The following is an 18665-nucleotide window of genomic DNA, read 5'->3' on the forward strand; positions in this document are numbered from 1 at the left end:
AAGATTGACGATTTTCTATGCGGAGTTTCTTATGTGATTTCTCCTTTGTCGAAATGACAAGCAGGGAAGGATAATTGTTTATCGTTAATTACTTAACAATAAGTAACCAGCCTTTTCCTTTTGAAACCGGAATTTCATCTTTAACAGTAAAGGTTTGAGCAGGTTGGAAATTAGCAACTTCTGGAGCTGTTATTGTAGCTTTTGAAGGATCGATTCCTAGTTTTTTCCAGTCTATACTTAGTTTTACTTTTACATCGGCATCAGCCCAACTTGCAATAGAAATTAAAGCGGTTCTGTTCTTTTTGTAAACAGTTGCCAAAACTTTATCATTGTTTGTTTTTACCGGACAATTTTCGCTCCAGTAACCAATCATTTCAGAACCTTTAATTCCGAAAGTATCCCATAATTTCCAGATTGGTCTAGGATCTGCATTGTGGCTCCAAGGCATTCTGTTTGTCATTCCGTAAACCATTCCTCTCCAGGGATTTCCACCATCTTGCAACATTTCGCCCATTAATCCGAAAGGAATTCCGCTTACTTCAGTTAAGAAAAAGTCAGGTTGGTTTTTTTCATAATCAAAATATTCTCCAAACCATAATTTATTGATGTATGGAAAATGCTCCATGTATAAATTTGCGCTGTTGTTGAAACCGTCATTTTTATTGTATTGATTCGCACTGTGTAAATCGATAATTCCAGGATGCCCATCTTTTGTTAAAACTCTTTTGATACGTTTCATCGTGATTCTGTCAAAAGCAACATCATCAAGATAAATACCGTCAATACCAACATTTTGAGTTAGCCAATTCATTCCTTCAACATAGTAATTGTGCCAACGGTTCATACCACTATTTACAATGGCAGCATCTTTAATTTCAGGCACAAACCAAGCCGCGATATAATCATCGCCAACGTGTTCCTGCAACCATGAGAATCCGCCGCCTTTTCCTGGAGAATAGATTTCATGACCTAAACTTCTTAAAGCAAAAGTTTCGTAAGCTTTGTTTGAAACCTCTCTAACAGTATTGTAAATTTTTACTTTTAATCCTTTTTCGTGCGCTTCGTCGATATAACTTTTCATCTTTTTAAATTCGATAAAAGGATAATTGATATATGGATTTATGGCATTTGCATGGTGAATATTGATTACAGTTGCACCCGTTTGCGCAATTGAATCAATTGGACTGTATTTATGATATAATTTTGTATTCCATTGAAAATCTGTATCTATGGTGCGGAAAGGTGTAATCAATAAATTGAAGTTGTAATATAAAACATCTCCTTTTTTCATACTTCTTGCACCACTGTATGCATTTACCAAAACTGATTTTTGGTTTGGTGTAATGGTAATTCCACCTTTGTTTTCGTTACCCCATGAAGTTGGCAATAATAAAGGTTTTTGCAAATAGAAATTAGTATTTAACGGACGGCTGTATTTTTCATCTCTTAAAGAAAATTGCAAGCCAGAATTTACATTTCCAATCCAGGCACCATCTTGATTTTTATGAGCTACATCCCATTTCCATTCAAAAGTTTCAGGACGATTTCCACCTTTTTGACCTAATCCCATCATGTATTTTGCAGATGAAGATTGCATTGGTAAATGAATATTAATATCATTAAAAGCAGCATCTTCAAGAGCGGTAATTTTAACGGTATAATGTACAAAACCATCAAATTCAACAGAAGCATTTACATCCATTTGAAGTGATTGCGATATCGAAGTACTTTCCCATGAAACAGTTCCGGCTTCTTTTTTAGTGAATTTTAATCCTGTATTTTTCCATTGCAATGATTCTTTTCCGTTTGCATCTGTAAAGTGAAATGCTACTGGCTCACTCAAAATATTATTTGCTTTTGTAGTGGTCGTAGTCATTTCAGGAGTAAAAAAAGTCTGAATTTGAGTTGGAAAACCATTCGTTCCTAAAATCAGTTTTCTACCTAATAAAGATATTTCAGCATCTTTTACAACTAATGGAGTATAAGGTGCAATAACAGTATTTTCCTGAGCTAAAGTAGAGTTTAGCCATTTTAAGCGTGTCATTTTTTCCGGGCTGTCGATTCCGCCATTTTTAGTAACTTCTTCAGAAACTTTTATTTGAAGCTCGATTTCTTTAGATTTTCCGTCAGCAATAACGGTTGCTTTTCCGGTATAAGTTCCTGCAGCAGCTGTTTGCGGTACATCAATTCCGCACCACATTGCCTGAATTTTTCCTTTTGATACAGAAACAGTGTTAGTAAAAACAGAACCGTCATATTTAGTTCCGTCAGTATTAATACAGCTGATATTTTTAGCCGAAATAATTTCTCCGTTGCTGTTTTTTAGGTCTGAAAAAGTAACTTTTACATTGCTTAAATTTTCTAAAGCATAAATACCCAATTGAAAAGCTAAATATTCGCCCTTCATTGCTGTGTCAGCAAAAGAATTTTGAACTCCTTTTTGAATCCATCTTTGTGGAAGATCATTTTTCATTCGAATAGAATACAATCTGTCTTCAGGGAAAACTAAAAATGAGTTACCACTATTTTTAGCAATGATATCTTTTGTCTCAGCTGCAGTTGCAATGACTTCCATCGGATAAAAACTATTAAAAGCATTTACACTCTGAATTTCTGTAACCGTACAATTATCTTTTAAATTCGTTTTGATTTTAGAAAGCCAGGCAGCATCAGCCTTACTTTCCGGTTTTGCATAAACTCCTTTCGGATAATTTGCGTCACCTTCATCAATATATGGCATATAATAAACATAGTACGTTCCTTTTCCTGAAACTGGTTCGAAGAAAATTGTACCATTTTCTCTATTGATATTTTCTGTTTTTGTGTTTAGAATTTCTTTACCATTCGCATCCTGAACAATTATTTTTTTAAGCTCCGGATTTTCATCTCTTCTGCGCCATTCGATAGTGGTTTTGGCAACATTATCTTTTCCGGTAAATTCAACAACAACGCGATGATTTCCTAACAAATTAGGATTCCAGCTGTCATTGCCGTTAGTATATTTTATTTGTTGAGCAGCCAGTGGAATACTGAAAATGCAAAGACACATAATCAATATTTTACTTAAAAGAGGTCTGTTTTTTAGGTTTAGTTTCATTTTTTTGATGTTCAGGTTAAAAGGGTATGCCTAATTAAAAAGTTAGTAAACTGCTTTCCATCCATTTTTTTTCCAGTAAGCAATAATGGGTTTGTAAGGCCCGTATTTGTGTTGTTCTTCGGTAAAATTGTCCTGAAAAGGACTATGTGAATAATCGATAGGCTTGCCCATTTTATTAGGATAATCGAATGTTTTAGGATTTGGTCTTTTATGTATGTCATCATCATTTACAAAAGCTGCAATATCCAATGCTTGTTGATCTGTTAAATAAGGTTTTCCGATTGTCACCTTATCATAAGGCATGTTGCTTTTTAGCCATTGTGCCTGTTTGATAACGCGGTGCATACTAGAACCTGGCTGGTAACCGTATTCTCCCCAAAGTGGAGGATAAGTATAACCGGATTTGTCTGCATTGTATTGACCTTCTCCGTTGTTTCCGTGACAACGGGCACAATTTTCAATAAATAATGCTTTTCCTCTTTCCGGGCTAGCTGCTACATCTGGAAATTCTATTTCTAAATTTTTTGCTCCTTTATAATCTCCATCTTTTGGAACAAATTTGCTAATCCATTTAAAGTAAGATAAAAAGGCTACCATTTCTTTTCCGTCAAGCGGAAGTGGTTTTCCTGAATGCGGACGCATAATGCAGTTGTTTACACGTTCAGCAAGTGTAAGTACTTTATTTTCGCGACCACGATATTGCGGATAATTATCGTGCGAAGCCATTAAATTGAAAGCAAACGGTTTTGTTCCTGCATCCTGATGGCAATTGGTACAATTCATTTTATTGCCTAAATATTTCCCTTTAACACCATTTGGACCAATATAATAAGCGGTTTTCATCATCAATTCTCTTCCGTAACGAACAGATTCACCAAATTGATCGTCCGGAATTTTTGAAGTGTCAATTGTAATATAACCTTCGTCATCGGCAGTACTAGTTTTGGCTGCCAAAGTTTGAGAATTTGAGGTATTGCATGAGTTGAAAACAACCATTGGCAATGCTGAAAATAGACCAATAAGAATTACTTTTTTCATGTTTAATGTTTTTAATTTAGAAGAAATGGTTTCATTTTTTCTTCTTCAATAAATTGTGTGCGATAAGGAGGAATTTCAGACTCTAAAGCCCAAAGTAAAACTCCTTTTTTATTCGTTAAAACCGTAATATGTCTTTTTGAACAACAAACTAAAATGGCGTCTTTATCAATCCTATAAGCACTTCCCATTCTGTCGTTATAAATATCTTTCGGCAATTTTATTTGATAATCCAGATTTACTTTATTGCCTTTTTCATCTATTTTTAATGCAAAAACCGAAGATTGTTTTTTGTAGACACCATTATCAAAAAATAGTAAACTTCCTTCCTGATCGATGTGTGCGGCATGCGCCTGCGAGAAATTACTATCTTCAGACATCGTCATTGTTCCGCCTTTTCCTAGTTTCCAGATTACTTTTCCGGTTTTAGAATCAATTTTCCAAATTTGACCGTTGTTGTAAAAAGAGAGCAAAAAGTTTCCGTCTTTATCATAATTCAAACTGTTGGCGTGTGTCCAGTCTTTTTTGGTTTTTAGTAAATTCTTGTCTTTCATTGGATCTAATTCATCAAAAACACTCCATTTCCAAAGTTGTTTTCCTTTTTTATCCATAATTAGAATTCCGTCTCCGTTAATGGTATCTCTCTTTTTTCCTCCAATAGAAGTTAAATCGATAATTTTTTGATCGACCGTTATTGTAACAATTTCGTTAGCCGATTTCTTTAAAATTTCATGATGAATAGTTTGTTTAAAATCGCCCTGGCCTTTTTTAATATGCGTTAAAGTGTCGCCTTGTAAATTGATTTCCAGGATTTCGCTTCCGTAACTTGTTGGTTCATCATTAGTACCTAAAATCGAAAGTATGGTTTGGTTTTTTGTGAAATGAGTTACTTTAAATCCGGTTCCTTCAACAGTATGATACCATCTTAAATTTCCTTTATAATCAACAATATAAGCAACTCCCGGAGTTTCTCTTTTTGCTAAAAGCATAAAACCTTTTTTGAAATTTTGCGGCAGTAATTCCGGTTTTGGACAATTTGCTTTGAATTGCTTTTGAAGCCATTCCGGTAATTTTCTGGATTTGAAATTATATACTTTACTCGAATCTTTTTCATTGCCCTTAATCGTAATCAATTGATAATTATAGTTGGTTTCCGGACGAATATTGCAAAGCACTAACGAATGTTTAAAACCCGTTTTTGAAATTGGAGAGGATATTTTATTTTTCCCATTATTATCAGACCAATAAGTTGCATATACCTGAACATCGTCATTCGTAGTAACATCGATTTGAATCTTCAATTCGTTGTTGCTATGAGTTCCAATATTGATATTGGTAATGCAATTACGCTGTTTTTTGGAACAACTTGCAAAGGCAAGTACTACTAAAATAAATACCGATTTAAAAACTAATTTTTTGATCATCTGAAAGGCTTCTTTTTGTGAAACAGAAAAGTACTTCTTTTGTTTAAAAAATCAAGAATAGACAGACATTTTAACTGTCTATTCTTGATTGAATTCCCTTTTATTGTCTGTCGGCGTTACTTAATTTTGAATTAAGATCAACCTGACTTTGTGGATAAGTGTAATATTTATTTTGTGGCATTTTGATTAATGCAGCTTCGCCAACTCTTAGGTGATAAGCATTTACCAAAACATCATATTTGTTCATTCTGATCAAATCGGCACGACGTTTTCCTTCGTAGAAAAGTTCCCAGCCTCTTTCTTGTAAAATAGCATCTCTTAAAGTATTCTTATTATAATCAGCTAAAACCAATAATTTAGCGTGAGATCTTCCCTTAACCTGATTAATAAGATTGATAGCCTCAATGGTTGGTCCGTTAATTTCGTTTAAAGCTTCAGCTCTGCTTAATAATACATCAGCATAACGCAATATGTTTACACTATGACCATCATAATAGGTTGTAGTTTCGTCGTCTGCATATTTTCTTGTCGATACATCCGGCATATAAAATTCTCCTGCTGGCGGTTGTGCGCCTAATGATGGTGCTTGTTTGTGTACTAAACCGTCAACACCTTCAAATTCAGGGAAGAAACATTGTTTTCTTTCATCTTCGTTACCAAAAGTATTATAGAAATCCCAGTTTACAGTATAATACTGCCATCTGTTTTGAACCACCGGATGATCAATTGGTCCAAAGTGATTTAATAATTCTGTTCCGTTTGTATTGGCATCACTTAATGAAGAAAAGATATTTTCACTACACCATTTGTTACTTTCTTTAAACAATCCTAAGTAAGAAGGGTAGAGACTGTATTGGTTCAGGTTCATTACCTGTTGTGTAAGGTCAACTACTTTTTGCCAGTTGTGGCTTCTTAAATATAATTTTGCCATTAAAGTAAGTGCTGCACCTTTAGTAGCACGTCCTACATCATTAGTACCATAAATAGCATTATCTTTATAATTAACCGGCAATACGTCTGCAGCTTCAGTTAGTTCCTTAACCATAAAAGCATCAATTTCTTCTACAGATGAAGGGGGAGTTTGATCTAAATAACCCGGATTTCCTAAATTAGCTTCTGTAATTAAAACTACCGGTCCCCATGAATCTGTTAAATCCATATAAGCAGATGCTCTTAAAAATTTTGCTTCTGCAATAAATTGTGCTTTTTCTGCCGCTGTAATTCCAGGCATTGGTGTAATGTTGAAAATAGCATTATTGGCATTAGCAATTAACTTATACATCGCAAGCCAATCTTCTTTAAGTAATCCATTGCTGGCGTTCCAGGTTCCTAATGATAATTGTCCCGGATCTCCACCATATTGACAATGTCCTAAATCTGTTGCAATATCAGTCAAAGCAAAGTGTCGTGTTGCCCAATAAGAAAAGTTATCAGTAACTGAAGGGCCTTTTAACCTGCCATAAATAGAATTGATGGACGCTATAGCATCTGACTTTGTTTGATACCCATTGGTATTGGTCAAACTACTATATACCGTTGGATCAAGATCCTGGTTGCACGAAAATTGTGCTCCCGCGGTAAGTAAAAGTAATAATAGTGTATATTTTTTCATTTTAATAAATTTAATGTTACTAAAAAAGCTTTTTTTAGACTAGTGAATTGCGACTTTTATTCCCAAAATAAATGTTCTTGAAGCCGGGAATGAGTTGAAATCGATTCCTCCACCCAAGTTGTTTCCTGAATGTCCATTTACTTCAGGGTCATTTCCAGAATAGTCTGTGATAGTCAATAAATTTTGACCTATTGCATACAATCTGATACTGTCTATAAATTTGGCTTGTTTTAAAACACTTTCCGGAATTGAATATCCGATAGAAACATTTTTTAAACGTAAGTATGAAGCCTCTTCAACAAATTTTGAATTCACATAGCTTCCGTATGTACTTTTGTAATATCCATCTCTCGGTATATCTGTGTTTTCATTTGTACCGGCAACCCAACGGTTTAAAGCATCTGTACTTGTAGATGATTCACCAACCATTGCTGTCATATTGTATACTGAATAATCAAAAGCACCCTGAAAAAAGATATTCATATCAAAATTTCCATATTTAAAATCGTTATTAAATCCGGCAATATAATGAGGTATAGAATTTCCTAAATATGTTCTGTCATCAGCTGTAATTTTGCCATCTCCGTTCACATCTACATATTTTGGATCTCCTGCTACAGATAATGGCTGAGCAGCATAAGTTTCTCCTGTTTTTATTACTCCTGCATATTTATATCCAAAAAGAACACCCATTTCTTTTCCTGGTTCTAATCTTGTGAACTCTTGTCCGGAAACAGTTCCACTTGGGTTAGAAGTATTTGTACTAATGATTTTAACATTATCAGAAAGTGATACTATTTCTTGTTTATTGTAAGCAACATTTAATGAAGTTGTCCAGGTGAATTTATCATTTCTGTAATTAGTACTGCTAATTCCCAGCTCAATTCCCTGATTTTTGATTACTCCGGAATTAACTCTTTGAGTAGTAAATCCCCACCATCCTCCAACAGGAACATTCAAAAGTGCATCTGTAGTTCTTTTCTCGTAAACATCAATAGTAGCAGTAAGTCTGTCATTAAAGAATCCCATGTCTAAACCGATATCAGTTTGTGCAGTTTGTTCCCATTTTAAGTTAGGATTGGCCAGGTTGGCCGGTTCTGTACCAGGAACAAAACTATCAGGAGCAAGTGAAACACCCCACGAAGTTAATCGGTTCATGTAAGCATAATCTCCAATACCATCTGCACCTGTAATACCATAACTGGCTCTTAATTTAAGTTCAGAGAAAGTATTTGAATTTTGCATAAACTGCTCATTCGATATTTTCCAGGCAACAGCTCCTGAAGGAAAAATTCCGTATCTGTTGTTAGGTCCAAAACGAGAAGAACCGTCTCTTCTTAAAGTAAAAGAAGCTAAATATTTATCATTGTACGCATAATTTAACCTTCCAAAATAAGAAGTCAGTTTAGTTTCCGTTTTCTCTGTTTCTGGTTTTAAATTAACCGCCGCTCCCTGAAGATTGTAATATGTCAGCAAATCGTTAGAGAAACCAGTACCTGCTGCTTTTACTCTTTCATAAGTATCTTTTTGATTTGAAGTACCAATCATTGCTGATATAGCATGTTCATTAATATTAAACTTGTAAGTCAAATATTGCTCCGTACTCCATCTGAAATACGTTTTATTTTCTTCAGATCCTGAACCCTTTAATGCAGCTCCCGCAACTAATGTACTAGGAGTATATTTTCCCTGAATGTTTTCCTGCCATTCTGCACCTGCTCCAAAGTGGTAAGTAAGACCTTTAATAATTTCGTAATCCAGGAACATATTTCCATTAACCAATCTGTTGATGGTGTGGTCTGTAGGTTCTAATAATAAGGCTAAAGCATTGTCTTTTCCCTGATATTTGTAGTAAGATCCGTCAGCATTATAAATTGGAATAGAAGGTGGAGCAGTCTGAACAGAGAACATTGGCGATAAAATATTGTCTCCAAAATCACTATTATTTCCTTCGCTTGAAGCACCATAAACATTGGTACCCATATTTAATTTTTCATTGAATCTTTTCTCACCGCCCATTCTCACACTATATCTTTCGAAATCAGTATTTTCTATAGCTCCGGTTTGTTTGATGTAATTCCCAGAAAGAAAAAATTTAGATGTTTTATCGCTTCCGCTAAAAGTAAGCGTTCTGTTTAATACTTCTCCCGGACGGGTTGCTGCATCAAACCAATTGGTATTTGCTATAGGAAAACTTGCAGGGAAAACCGGTGGTCTTCCATTTTCTTTTGCAATTGCATTTTGAATATCAGCATATTGTTGTCCGTTTAACAAAGAAGGTTCTTTGATGATGTTTTGAAAACCATCAGAAATCTCTGCTTCAACCTGCATTTTTCCTAATTTTCCTTTTTTAGTTGTAATTAAGATTACTCCATTTGCTCCTCTCGCACCATAAATAGCAGTAGAAGAGGCGTCTTTTAATACCTGAATATTTTCGATATCGTTTGGACTAATAGAAGCTCCTGTACTGGTAATAAAACCGTCAACAACATACAAAGGTGCATTAGAGTTGTTGATTGAGTTTCCTCCTCTAATCACAATTGATGGACTAGTTCCCGGAGCATAACTATTTTGTTGTACCTGAACTCCTGAAGCACGTCCTTGCAAAGCTTGTCCAACATTAGAAACCGTTCCGCCTAAGTTTAAATTGTCTTTTCCAATTGAACTCACAGAACCGGTAAGGTCTTTTTTCTTTGCTTTTCCGTATCCAACAACTACCTCATCCAGTTTTTGTCCTGCTTCTTTCATGACAATTTTTAAAGGAGCACTTGATATGGTAACTTCCTGATCTTCCATACCAATATAAGTTACAATCAGTTTGGTAGCACTATCTGGTACAGTAATCGCAAAACTTCCGTCAACATCTGTTTGAACACCAGTTTTAGTACCTTTTACTGTTATGTTTACACCCGGTAAAGGAAGTCCGTTTTGATCTGTTACCTTTCCTTTTACGGTTTTTTCAAAAAACAACACAGTATTGTTTTTGTGTGATGTATTTATTGTTGAAGCAGCCGAAGCCTGAAATGTAAAAACTAATAACGAAAGAACGGTTAGTTTGATTTCTTTTCTGGATAAATTGTTAATCCGAAAATCTCTTGGCTTTTTTTGGGTTAATAATTTCATACTTAAAATTGGTTTTGGTTAATGTTTAATTGTTTTTTCTTGATTGTAAGTTTTAGACTTCTTTTTTGATTCAGGAATTCATTTTTGTTTTTCGATTTGACTTCTGTTTGAATTATTTTTTACTGAATTATTCGTCTCATTTTTTTGATCTCAAAACGGGTTATTTTATCCGTTTTTATTCTTTTTTTAAGCATCAAAATCAGCTAAAATTTTACTGAATTAACTTAGTTTTAAGATTAATGTCTGACGAAACTATAGATTATATTTTTATAAAACAAGAAAAAACACAAAAAATGTGCTCGAACACACAAAATTTATGTTCTCGAGCACATAAAATTGTGTGAAACGTTTTTTTTGACTTAAAATGATGTGATTTTTATAAATATTTTTGGAAATAAAGGGACTTCTTTATTTGGGCTTATTTAATGCGAAATTGTTGTTTAGATGAATATTAAATAATGTTTTTATAAAATCTTATGAATTTCGCAATAGAGATATTGAATAGGTAATAATTAAACAGGATTTTCTTATTGTTTTATTTAGTAAGAAAATCGCTTTTTGATGATTTTATTTTAATTAAGTAAAGAAGATTTTGTTCTTAATTTTTGAACTATATTGGTGATCTTAAAAATGACCTAATTTCAATTCGAATTTCACATCATTTTTAAGCTTTTCAAAAAAAGAAAAATCAAAATTTAAAAATCAAAATTGTGAAAGAATATCAAGTTGTTTTAATAGATAAAAATCAAAAAAAAGAGATAGAAATTTTAGGTGCTTCTTTTTGGGAAAAAGCAAATTGTTTAACCGATTTTTCTTCTCCATGGAAAAATGATCCTATTTCAAAAATTGAATTTCGGGCATTGTATGATTTAGAAAATTTCTATTTTAATTTTCAGATTTTTGATACCGACATTTATATCGATCAAAAAGATGATAGTATCGATAGTATAGGAAATTCAGATCGGGTAGAACTGTTTTTTAGAACAAACGATTCTCTAAATCCGTATTATTGTCTGGAAATGGATACTTCAGCCAGAGTAATGGATTTTAAAGCGAAACCAAATAAGGATTTTGATTTCAATTGGAAATGGCCGAAAGAGCATTTAGAAGTAAAATCTTCGAAAGGAGAAAATTCTTTTACTGTTGAAGGAAGAATAAGTATTACTTCTTTAAAAGAATTGAATTTAATTCAAAATAATAGTATTGAAGCCGGAGTTTATCGCGCTAAATTTTCTAAAGATGAAAATCAAAACTATCAACCGACCTGGATATCTTGGGTAAATCCGAATACATCTGAGCCAAATTTTCATATTGCTTCTTCTTTCGGAAAATTTATTTTGATGAAATGATTTGCCACGAAGACGCAAAGGCACGAAGTTTTTTGAGTCTTTGCGCTTAATTTTTTAATGTCAAAAAATAAACTCAGACAAAGTCGTTAGTTATAAAGAAAGAAAGGAATTTAGTGTCTTTGTGCCTTTGTGGCAAAACCTAGCTAACGTAAAATGAAGCATTTTCAACATTTATAATATCAATAGGAAGCAAAATCGTTTCCGGAATTTCTTTTCGGAATAAAAAATGATCAACTAAAGTGCTGACTCCTAAATAAACTTGTCTCTTTTGATTTTGATGTATTAAAAAATGAATCAATCCCTGATTTAGGAAGTTTACATTCTTTTCAATTAGGTCATAACCAATAAGGGCAATTTTTCGATTTTTTACAGGAGATAAAACAGAGGCAATTTGATAGGCTTTAGAAGTTGTAATGAAAATGCCGCGTAAATTTGGATTTTCATCTATAAACGCCTGAAACTTGGTGTCAATATTAGAATACTTTAATTTTAATGTCGTTAAAGAAAAATCGGTTAGTTTTTTCTCATCAAAATAATTTCTGAATCCTTTTTCTTTCTCCTGCATGTGAACTGCATTTTTAAGACTTTCATCAATATGGATTATCGCAATTTGTCCTTCCGTCAGAATCAGGTTCATTAAACTGGCAGCCACACGACCGCTTTTATACAAATCCTGTCCAACAAAACTTTTAATAGACGACGACTCAACCTGGTTATTGAAAGTATTAACCATAATTTCCAATTCGTCGTATTGCTTAATAATTTCTACAGTTTCTTTATGGAATAAAGGGGCAATTAAAACAGCATCAGGCGATTTTTCGATTATTTTTTCATTAGTACTTAAAAACGATTTAGTACTTTCAGGATTAAAATAATAGGTTTCTATAATAACACTGTATGCTTTAAATTCTGTTATGGCATCCTGAATTCCGTTAACGCACGGAAACCAGTAAGGATCAATTTCAGGATCTGGTAATAAAACACAAATGCGATATACTTTAGTGTTCTTTAAATTTCGGGCAATTAAGTTAGGCTCATAATTAATGACGTTTAAAACTTCATTGATTTTTTCTAATGCACTAGGAGAAACCTTTCCTCTATTATGCAAAACACGATCAACAGTTCCTTTAGAAACTCCTGCCATTTTTGCAATATCCTTAATTGTGTACTTCTTATCCATATAAGCAAATATAGAAACTTTGTTTTAATTAATGGAAAAATTTTTGCGGAAATCAAGTTGTGTGCTCGAGAACATTTATTTAGTGTGTTCGAGCACATTTTTTGTTTTTTTCTTGTTTTATAAAAATATAATATATAGTTTCGTAGAATCAAAACCGAAATCATAAAATAAATTCATAACCAAATAATGTTGTAATTATTTGAATTACAATGTTTTAATGTAAAATTTTCAAGTGAGAAAAATTACTTCATTAGCCCCGGGTCGAACATGTCTCTTTGGAGATCATCAAGATTATTTAGGATTACCAGTGATAGCCTGTGCTATCAATCGAGATATAAAATTAATTGCTGAAGAAAATCAAACCAATACGTTTGTTCTTAATATGATCGATATTAATGAAATTCGGGTTATAGATATTCATGCAACTTTCGAAAAATTAGAACCTCGTGATTATTTTGCTTCATCGCTGCGTGTTTTACGCAGACATGGTTGTATTCCAACTGTTGGATATAATATTACGATTACCGGAGATATTCCAATCAATTCAGGAACATCAAGTTCGTCAGCTTTATTAATGGCATGGATTCAGTTTTTGATTACAACTTTCGGAGTAAATGATGAAGTAACTCCTGAATTTATTGCCAAAATAGGATATGCTTCAGAGGTTTTAGAACATGGTGAACCAGGTGGAATGATGGATCACTTTAGTATTGGAGTAGGGAATATAGTGTACATCAATACAAAAGACCCTTTTTCATATAAAGTTATCGGTACCAATTTAAAAGGTTTAATTACAGGAGTTTCCGGAGTTCCAAAAGAAACTATTGGTTTAATTGGCGAGTTAAAAGGTAATGCTTTGATGGCTATTGATATTGTGAAGCAGCATTTTCCAAATTTTGATTTAAATACTTCTGAAATAGGAGATATTGACCGTTACAGAAATTGTTTGCCAGATCGATTGATTCCGTTTTTTGAAGCAGCTTTAAGAAATTACCATTATACAAAAGAAGCTTTAAAAGAGTTCGAGAAACCAGTTTTAGATCTTAAAAAAATTGGCGAATTAATGAATCAGCATCATGAAGTACTGCGTGATTTATTGAAAATTACAGTTCCAAGAATTGATGATATGATCAATGCGGCCTTACGGGCAGGTGCATATGGAGCAAAAATTGTAGGCTCTGGCGGTGGTGGCAGTATTGTTGTAATTGCAAATCCTGAAAAAGAAAATTTGGTTATCGACGCCATATTAAAAGCGGGAGCTCTGGAAGCCTATTCTGTTAGCGTAGATCCCGGAGTGAGAATTATTGAAAACATTGAAATTTAAAAAATAAATATGCACAACAATTTAGTTATTCTTGCGGGCGGTGCATCTTCCCGTATGAAAAAAGAAGCGGTTTTAGATAATTTATCTCCAGAGGAAATTGCGCAGGCCAACGAAAGAAGTAAAGGCTTAATTGGCGTTGGATCGAGTGGAAGACCTTTGTTAGATTATCTTTTATTGAATGCCAAAAAAGCGGGTTATAAAGACATCTATATTATTATAGGAGAACAAGGTGAGTTGTTTAAGGAATTTTATGGAAACCAAAATAAAAACAACAATTTTTACGGATTAAATATTTCATTTGCTGTACAATACATTCCTGAAGGACGAGTAAAACCTTTTGGAACTGCTGATGCCTTGTTTCAGGCGGTAGAGCAGTTTCCTGAATTAAATACACAGGAATATTCGGTTTGTAATAGCGATAATTTGTATTCGGCGAAAGCCTTATTGGCGTTAAGGGAAACAACAAGTTCAAATGCTTTTATCAGTTATGATCGTGATGCTTTGGAGTTTCCTTCTGAAAGAATTTCGCGTTTTGCAATTGCCAAATTAGATCAAAATAATCAATTATTGGATATTTTAGAAAAACCGACAGCAGATGATTTAGAACATTATAAAGATGTTGATGGAAAAATAAGAGTGAGTATGAATGCTTTTAAATTCGACGGAAACAATTTATATACCCATCTTAAAAATTGTCCGGTAAATCCGGAAAGAGACGAGAAAGAATTGCCGACAGTGCTTTTGAACTCGGTTAAAGCAAATCCAAATACAACGTTAGGAATTCCATTTTCAGAACATGTTCCAGACTTGACTGCGAAAGAAGATATTGCAGATGTCAAAGAATATCTTAAAAAATACTATCCGGTATTAGACTGGGAAGTTTAACAAATATTAACAAAAAATTCATATCTATTTTAGGGATAAGTACAACTTATTACATTACTTTTGTATTGCAAAAAAAATGCAAAATATTGCGTAAAAAACGCAATCAAACTAAAAGTGTTGATGCTAATCTAGATTGAAAACCAAAATCTATTAACAATCAACCCAAAAGTATTATGTCAAACATTCAAAATGCCATACAATTAGAAAAAAGAAGTGCAATTCTTCCGATGGTAATTCTGACCGCATTATTTTTCATTCTCGGATTTGTAACCTGGCTAAACGGACCTTTAATTCCATTTTTTGAATTGGCTTGCGAGCTTTCTTCTTCACAGGCTTACTTTGTAACTTTTGCCTTTTATATTGCTTATTTTGTAATGGCGGTTCCATCATCCTGGGTAATCGAAAAAGTAGGCTACAAAAACGGCATTTCTTTAGGATTATTAATCATTGCTTTAGGGGCATTTATGTTTTATCCTGCTGCAGAAAGTCGTACTTTTTTATTGTTCTTAATAGCACTTTTTGTCATGGGAACTGGTTTGGCAATTTTGCAGACCGCTTCAAATCCATACGTAGTTGTTATTGGCCCGAGAGAAAGTGCTGCAGCAAGAATTAGTGTTTTGGGAATTGCGAATAAACTTGCCGGATTTGTAGCACCAATTATATTAACTGCATTGGTTTTGTCTAATATGCAGGAGTTTACAGCAGATAAGATCGCGATGCTGGATGCAGTTTCAAAATCAAATGCTTTAAATTCTCTTGCATTACAATTACAAAGACCTTATCTTTATATGGGTTTGATTATTATGGTTTTAGCTCTATTAGTGAAGCTTTCTCCACTTCCGGAAATTGATTTGGATGAAGAAGGGAATATTTCGAATCTAAGTATTTTAAAACAAATTAAAAACGCATTCAGACGTCCTCAATTGGTTTTAGGAGTGATTACTTTAATGTTGTATTTAGCAGCCGAAGTTTTGGCTGGAGATTCAATTGGAGGTTTTGGAAAACAATTGGGAGTTTATGGCGAAGAAGGAAATTTTTATCTAAAACTGACCTCTTTCACTATGTCAGCAATGGTTGTAGGATATATTTTGGGAATAACGCTGATACCAAAATACCTTTCACAGGTAACAGCTTTAAAAGGTTCAGGGATTTTAGGAATCATTTTAGTTTTGGCAATTGTTATTATTTCACCCAAATTGACGATTCAGTTGCCTGGAATTCCAAGTTTGCCAATTGTAATTCTTTTAGTAGCATTACTTGGTTTAGCAAATGCACTTTGCTGGCCGGCAATTTGGCCAATGGCTCTTGAAGATTTAGGAGGATATACTAAAATTGGAAGTGCTATTTTAATTATGGGAATTATTGGTGGGGCAATTTTTCCTTTATTATACGGGTTAATTACAGAAACTATAAATACATCAAATATTGCAGCCGGAACTCAGGATGTTTCAAGAAGCGGAAACCAGCTTGCCTATTTAATGTTATTGCCATCCTATATAATGATTCTTTTCTATGCAGTTAAAGGTCATAAATACCGAAAATGGTAGAATAAACTAGAGAAATTAAAAAAACTATATCATGTTAAAAAGTAAAATCGACAAAGCAACAGGATTCGAAAAACGATTCGAAAACATCAATACGGTTGTTTTTGAAAATTCTTCCGATGCTTCAAAAGCGATTGCTCAGGAAATTGCGGCTTTAATTCAATCCAAACAAAAAGAAAATCAGCCTTGCATTGTAGGTCTTGCAACTGGTTCTTCACCAAAAGGATTGTATGCTGAATTAGTTCGTTTGCATAAAGAAGAAGGTTTGAGTTTTAAGAACGTAATCAGTTTTAATTTGGATGAATATTATCCGATGGAACCCAACTCAATCAACAGTTACGTTCGTTTTATGAAAGAATTACTGTTTGATCATGTCGATATTTTACCGGAGAATTACCACGTTCCGGACGGACTTTTAACAAAAGAACAAATCGCGGATTATTGTCACGATTATGAAGCTAAAATCGAAGCTTTGGGCGGAATCGATTTGCAGATTTTAGGAATTGGAGGAAACGGGCATATTGGTTTTAACGAATCGGGTTCGCTTCAAAACTCAAAAACACGTTTGGTCGCTTTAGATCATATTACGAGAGTTGCAGCAAGTAAAGATTTCTTTGGATTGAGTAATACTCCTAGAACAGCAATTACACTTGGGGTTAAAAAAATCATGGAAGCCAAACAAGTAATTTTATTGGCTTGGGGAGAAGGAAAAGCGAATATTGTAAAAAAATCAGTAGAAGATGAAGTTACGAATCGTGTACCCGCTTCGTTTTTACAGGAACATAATAATGCCGTTTTTGTTTTAGACAAAGAAGCCTCTTCAAAATTAACCAGAATCAACAAACCGTGGCTGGTAGAAAAAGTAATCTGGACAGATAAATTAACTCGTAAAGCGGTTTTAGGCTTGGCTCTTCAACTTAAAAAACCAATTTTAATGTTGACCGATGCTGATTATATTGAACATGGAATGAGCGATTTATTGGCAGATTCAGGTCCGGCTTATGATATTAATATTAAAATCTTCAATAAACTTCAAAATACAATCACAGGCTGGCCGGGAGGAAAACCAAATGCAGACGATTCAAACCGTCCGGAAAGAGCAGAACCAGCCAAAAAACGTGTATTAATTTTTAGTCCGCATCCTGATGATGATATTATCAGTATGGGAGGAACGTTTATGCGTTTGCAGGAGCAGGGACATGAAGTGCATGTGGCGTATCAGACTTCAGGAAATATCGCTGTCGCGGATGATGAAGCGTTGCGTTTTGCAAGATTCGTGATTGATTACAACGAGAAATTCGGAATTAAAAGTGCTGAAGCAGATAACATTTATCAGAAAGCAGCAACTTTTTTAACCAATAAAAAGAACAGCGAAATTGATATTCCGGAAGTGCGTTATATAAAAGGATTGATCAGAAAAGGAGAAGCAAGGGCAACAAGTCATTTTGTTGGTTTGGCAGATGATCAGATTCATTTTATGGAATTGCCTTTTTATGAAACAGGAACAATTGAAAAGAAGCCAATCGGGCCAGAAGATATTCAATTGACAGTAGATTTAATTGAAAAAATCAAGCCGCATCAAATTTACGCAGCAGGAGATTTAGCCGATCCGCACGGTACACATAAGGTTTGTCTGGATGCTATTTTTGAAGCGGTAAAAGTTTTAAAACCAAGATCTTTTATGGATGATTGTTGGTTATGGTTATACAGAGGCGCTTGGCAGGAATGGGGAATTGACGAAGTTGAAATGGCGGTACCAATGAGCCCTGATCAGGTTTTGGCAAAACGTCACGGAATCTTCAAGCACCAGTCTCAAAAAGACGGTGTTGTTTTTCAGGGAACCGATGCCAGAGAGTTTTGGCAAAGAGCCGAAGACAGAAATGCAGAAACAGCAGCGTTGTATCAACAATTAGGTTTGGCAACTTACGCCGCAATGGAAGCTTTCGTGAGATGGCATTACTAAGATGCTAAGTTTCTAAGGGACTAAGATTCTAAGATTTTATATTCGCCACGAATTCACGAATTGATTTAAATATAATTCGTGAATTCGTGGCGAAAATCTTTTAAATCCTTTTAATCTGTGGTAAAAGAA

11 protein-coding genes are annotated in these 18665 nt (G+C 34.0%); 5 read left to right on the top strand and 6 right to left on the bottom strand.

Features of this window, described 5'->3' with window-relative positions; all coding sequences use genetic code 11:
• Window positions 1-88: 88 nt before the first annotated feature.
• The 5 genes from AC1RRN_RS01130 to AC1RRN_RS01150 form a co-directional block, all read right to left on the bottom strand.
• Entirely contained in the window at window positions 89-3097 is a 3009-nt protein-coding gene (locus tag AC1RRN_RS01130) for a glycoside hydrolase domain-containing protein (RefSeq protein ID WP_492965512.1), read from the bottom strand.
• A gap of 42 nt (window positions 3098-3139) precedes the next feature.
• Window positions 3140-4135, bottom strand: coding sequence for a c-type cytochrome (locus AC1RRN_RS01135; protein ID WP_492965513.1), 996 nt, complete (start codon window positions 4133-4135; stop codon window positions 3140-3142).
• An 11-nt stretch (window positions 4136-4146) separates the two neighbouring features.
• A complete protein-coding gene (locus AC1RRN_RS01140) occupies window positions 4147-5556 on the bottom strand; it encodes an aryl-sulfate sulfotransferase (protein ID WP_492965514.1) in 1410 nt (469 codons plus the stop codon).
• A gap of 100 nt (window positions 5557-5656) precedes the next feature.
• Window positions 5657-7168 (bottom strand): RagB/SusD family nutrient uptake outer membrane protein, encoded by a 1512-nt coding sequence (locus tag AC1RRN_RS01145; RefSeq protein ID WP_492965515.1) that lies wholly within the window; start codon window positions 7166-7168, stop codon window positions 5657-5659.
• Window positions 7169-7207: 39 nt separating this feature from the next.
• A complete protein-coding gene (locus tag AC1RRN_RS01150; RefSeq protein WP_492965516.1) occupies window positions 7208-10291 on the bottom strand; it encodes a SusC/RagA family TonB-linked outer membrane protein in 3084 nt (1027 codons plus the stop codon).
• Between the two features lie 710 nt (window positions 10292-11001).
• On the opposite strand from AC1RRN_RS01150, the gene AC1RRN_RS01155 reads away from it, so the two are divergent.
• On the top strand, window positions 11002-11640 hold the full coding sequence (locus AC1RRN_RS01155; RefSeq protein ID WP_492965517.1) for a sugar-binding protein: 639 nt from the start codon (window positions 11002-11004) through the stop codon (window positions 11638-11640).
• 139 nt (window positions 11641-11779) lie between these two features.
• On the opposite strand, the gene AC1RRN_RS01160 is transcribed toward AC1RRN_RS01155, so the two are convergent.
• The gene (locus AC1RRN_RS01160; RefSeq protein ID WP_492965518.1) at window positions 11780-12820 is read right to left on the bottom strand and encodes a LacI family DNA-binding transcriptional regulator; all 1041 of its coding nucleotides are present in this window, start codon (window positions 12818-12820) and stop codon (window positions 11780-11782) included.
• A gap of 232 nt (window positions 12821-13052) precedes the next feature.
• Between AC1RRN_RS01160 and AC1RRN_RS01165 the strand changes: the two genes are divergently transcribed.
• From AC1RRN_RS01165 to nagB, 4 genes are all read left to right on the top strand, one after another.
• Window positions 13053-14144 (top strand): GHMP family kinase ATP-binding protein, encoded by a 1092-nt coding sequence (locus AC1RRN_RS01165; RefSeq protein ID WP_492965519.1) that lies wholly within the window; start codon window positions 13053-13055, stop codon window positions 14142-14144.
• A 9-nt stretch (window positions 14145-14153) separates the two neighbouring features.
• Window positions 14154-15029, top strand: coding sequence for a sugar phosphate nucleotidyltransferase (locus tag AC1RRN_RS01170; protein WP_492965520.1), 876 nt, complete (start codon window positions 14154-14156; stop codon window positions 15027-15029).
• 173 nt (window positions 15030-15202) lie between these two features.
• Window positions 15203-16576: a sugar MFS transporter gene (locus AC1RRN_RS01175; protein WP_492965521.1), complete on the top strand. Its 1374-nt coding sequence runs from the start codon at window positions 15203-15205 to the stop codon at window positions 16574-16576.
• A 31-nt stretch (window positions 16577-16607) separates the two neighbouring features.
• Window positions 16608-18536, top strand: coding sequence for a glucosamine-6-phosphate deaminase (gene nagB / locus AC1RRN_RS01180; protein ID WP_492965522.1), 1929 nt, complete (start codon window positions 16608-16610; stop codon window positions 18534-18536).
• The last annotated feature ends 129 nt before the right edge of the window (window positions 18537-18665 follow it).

It is taken from the genome of Flavobacterium sp. GW821-FHT11G01, from assembly GCF_058808175.1.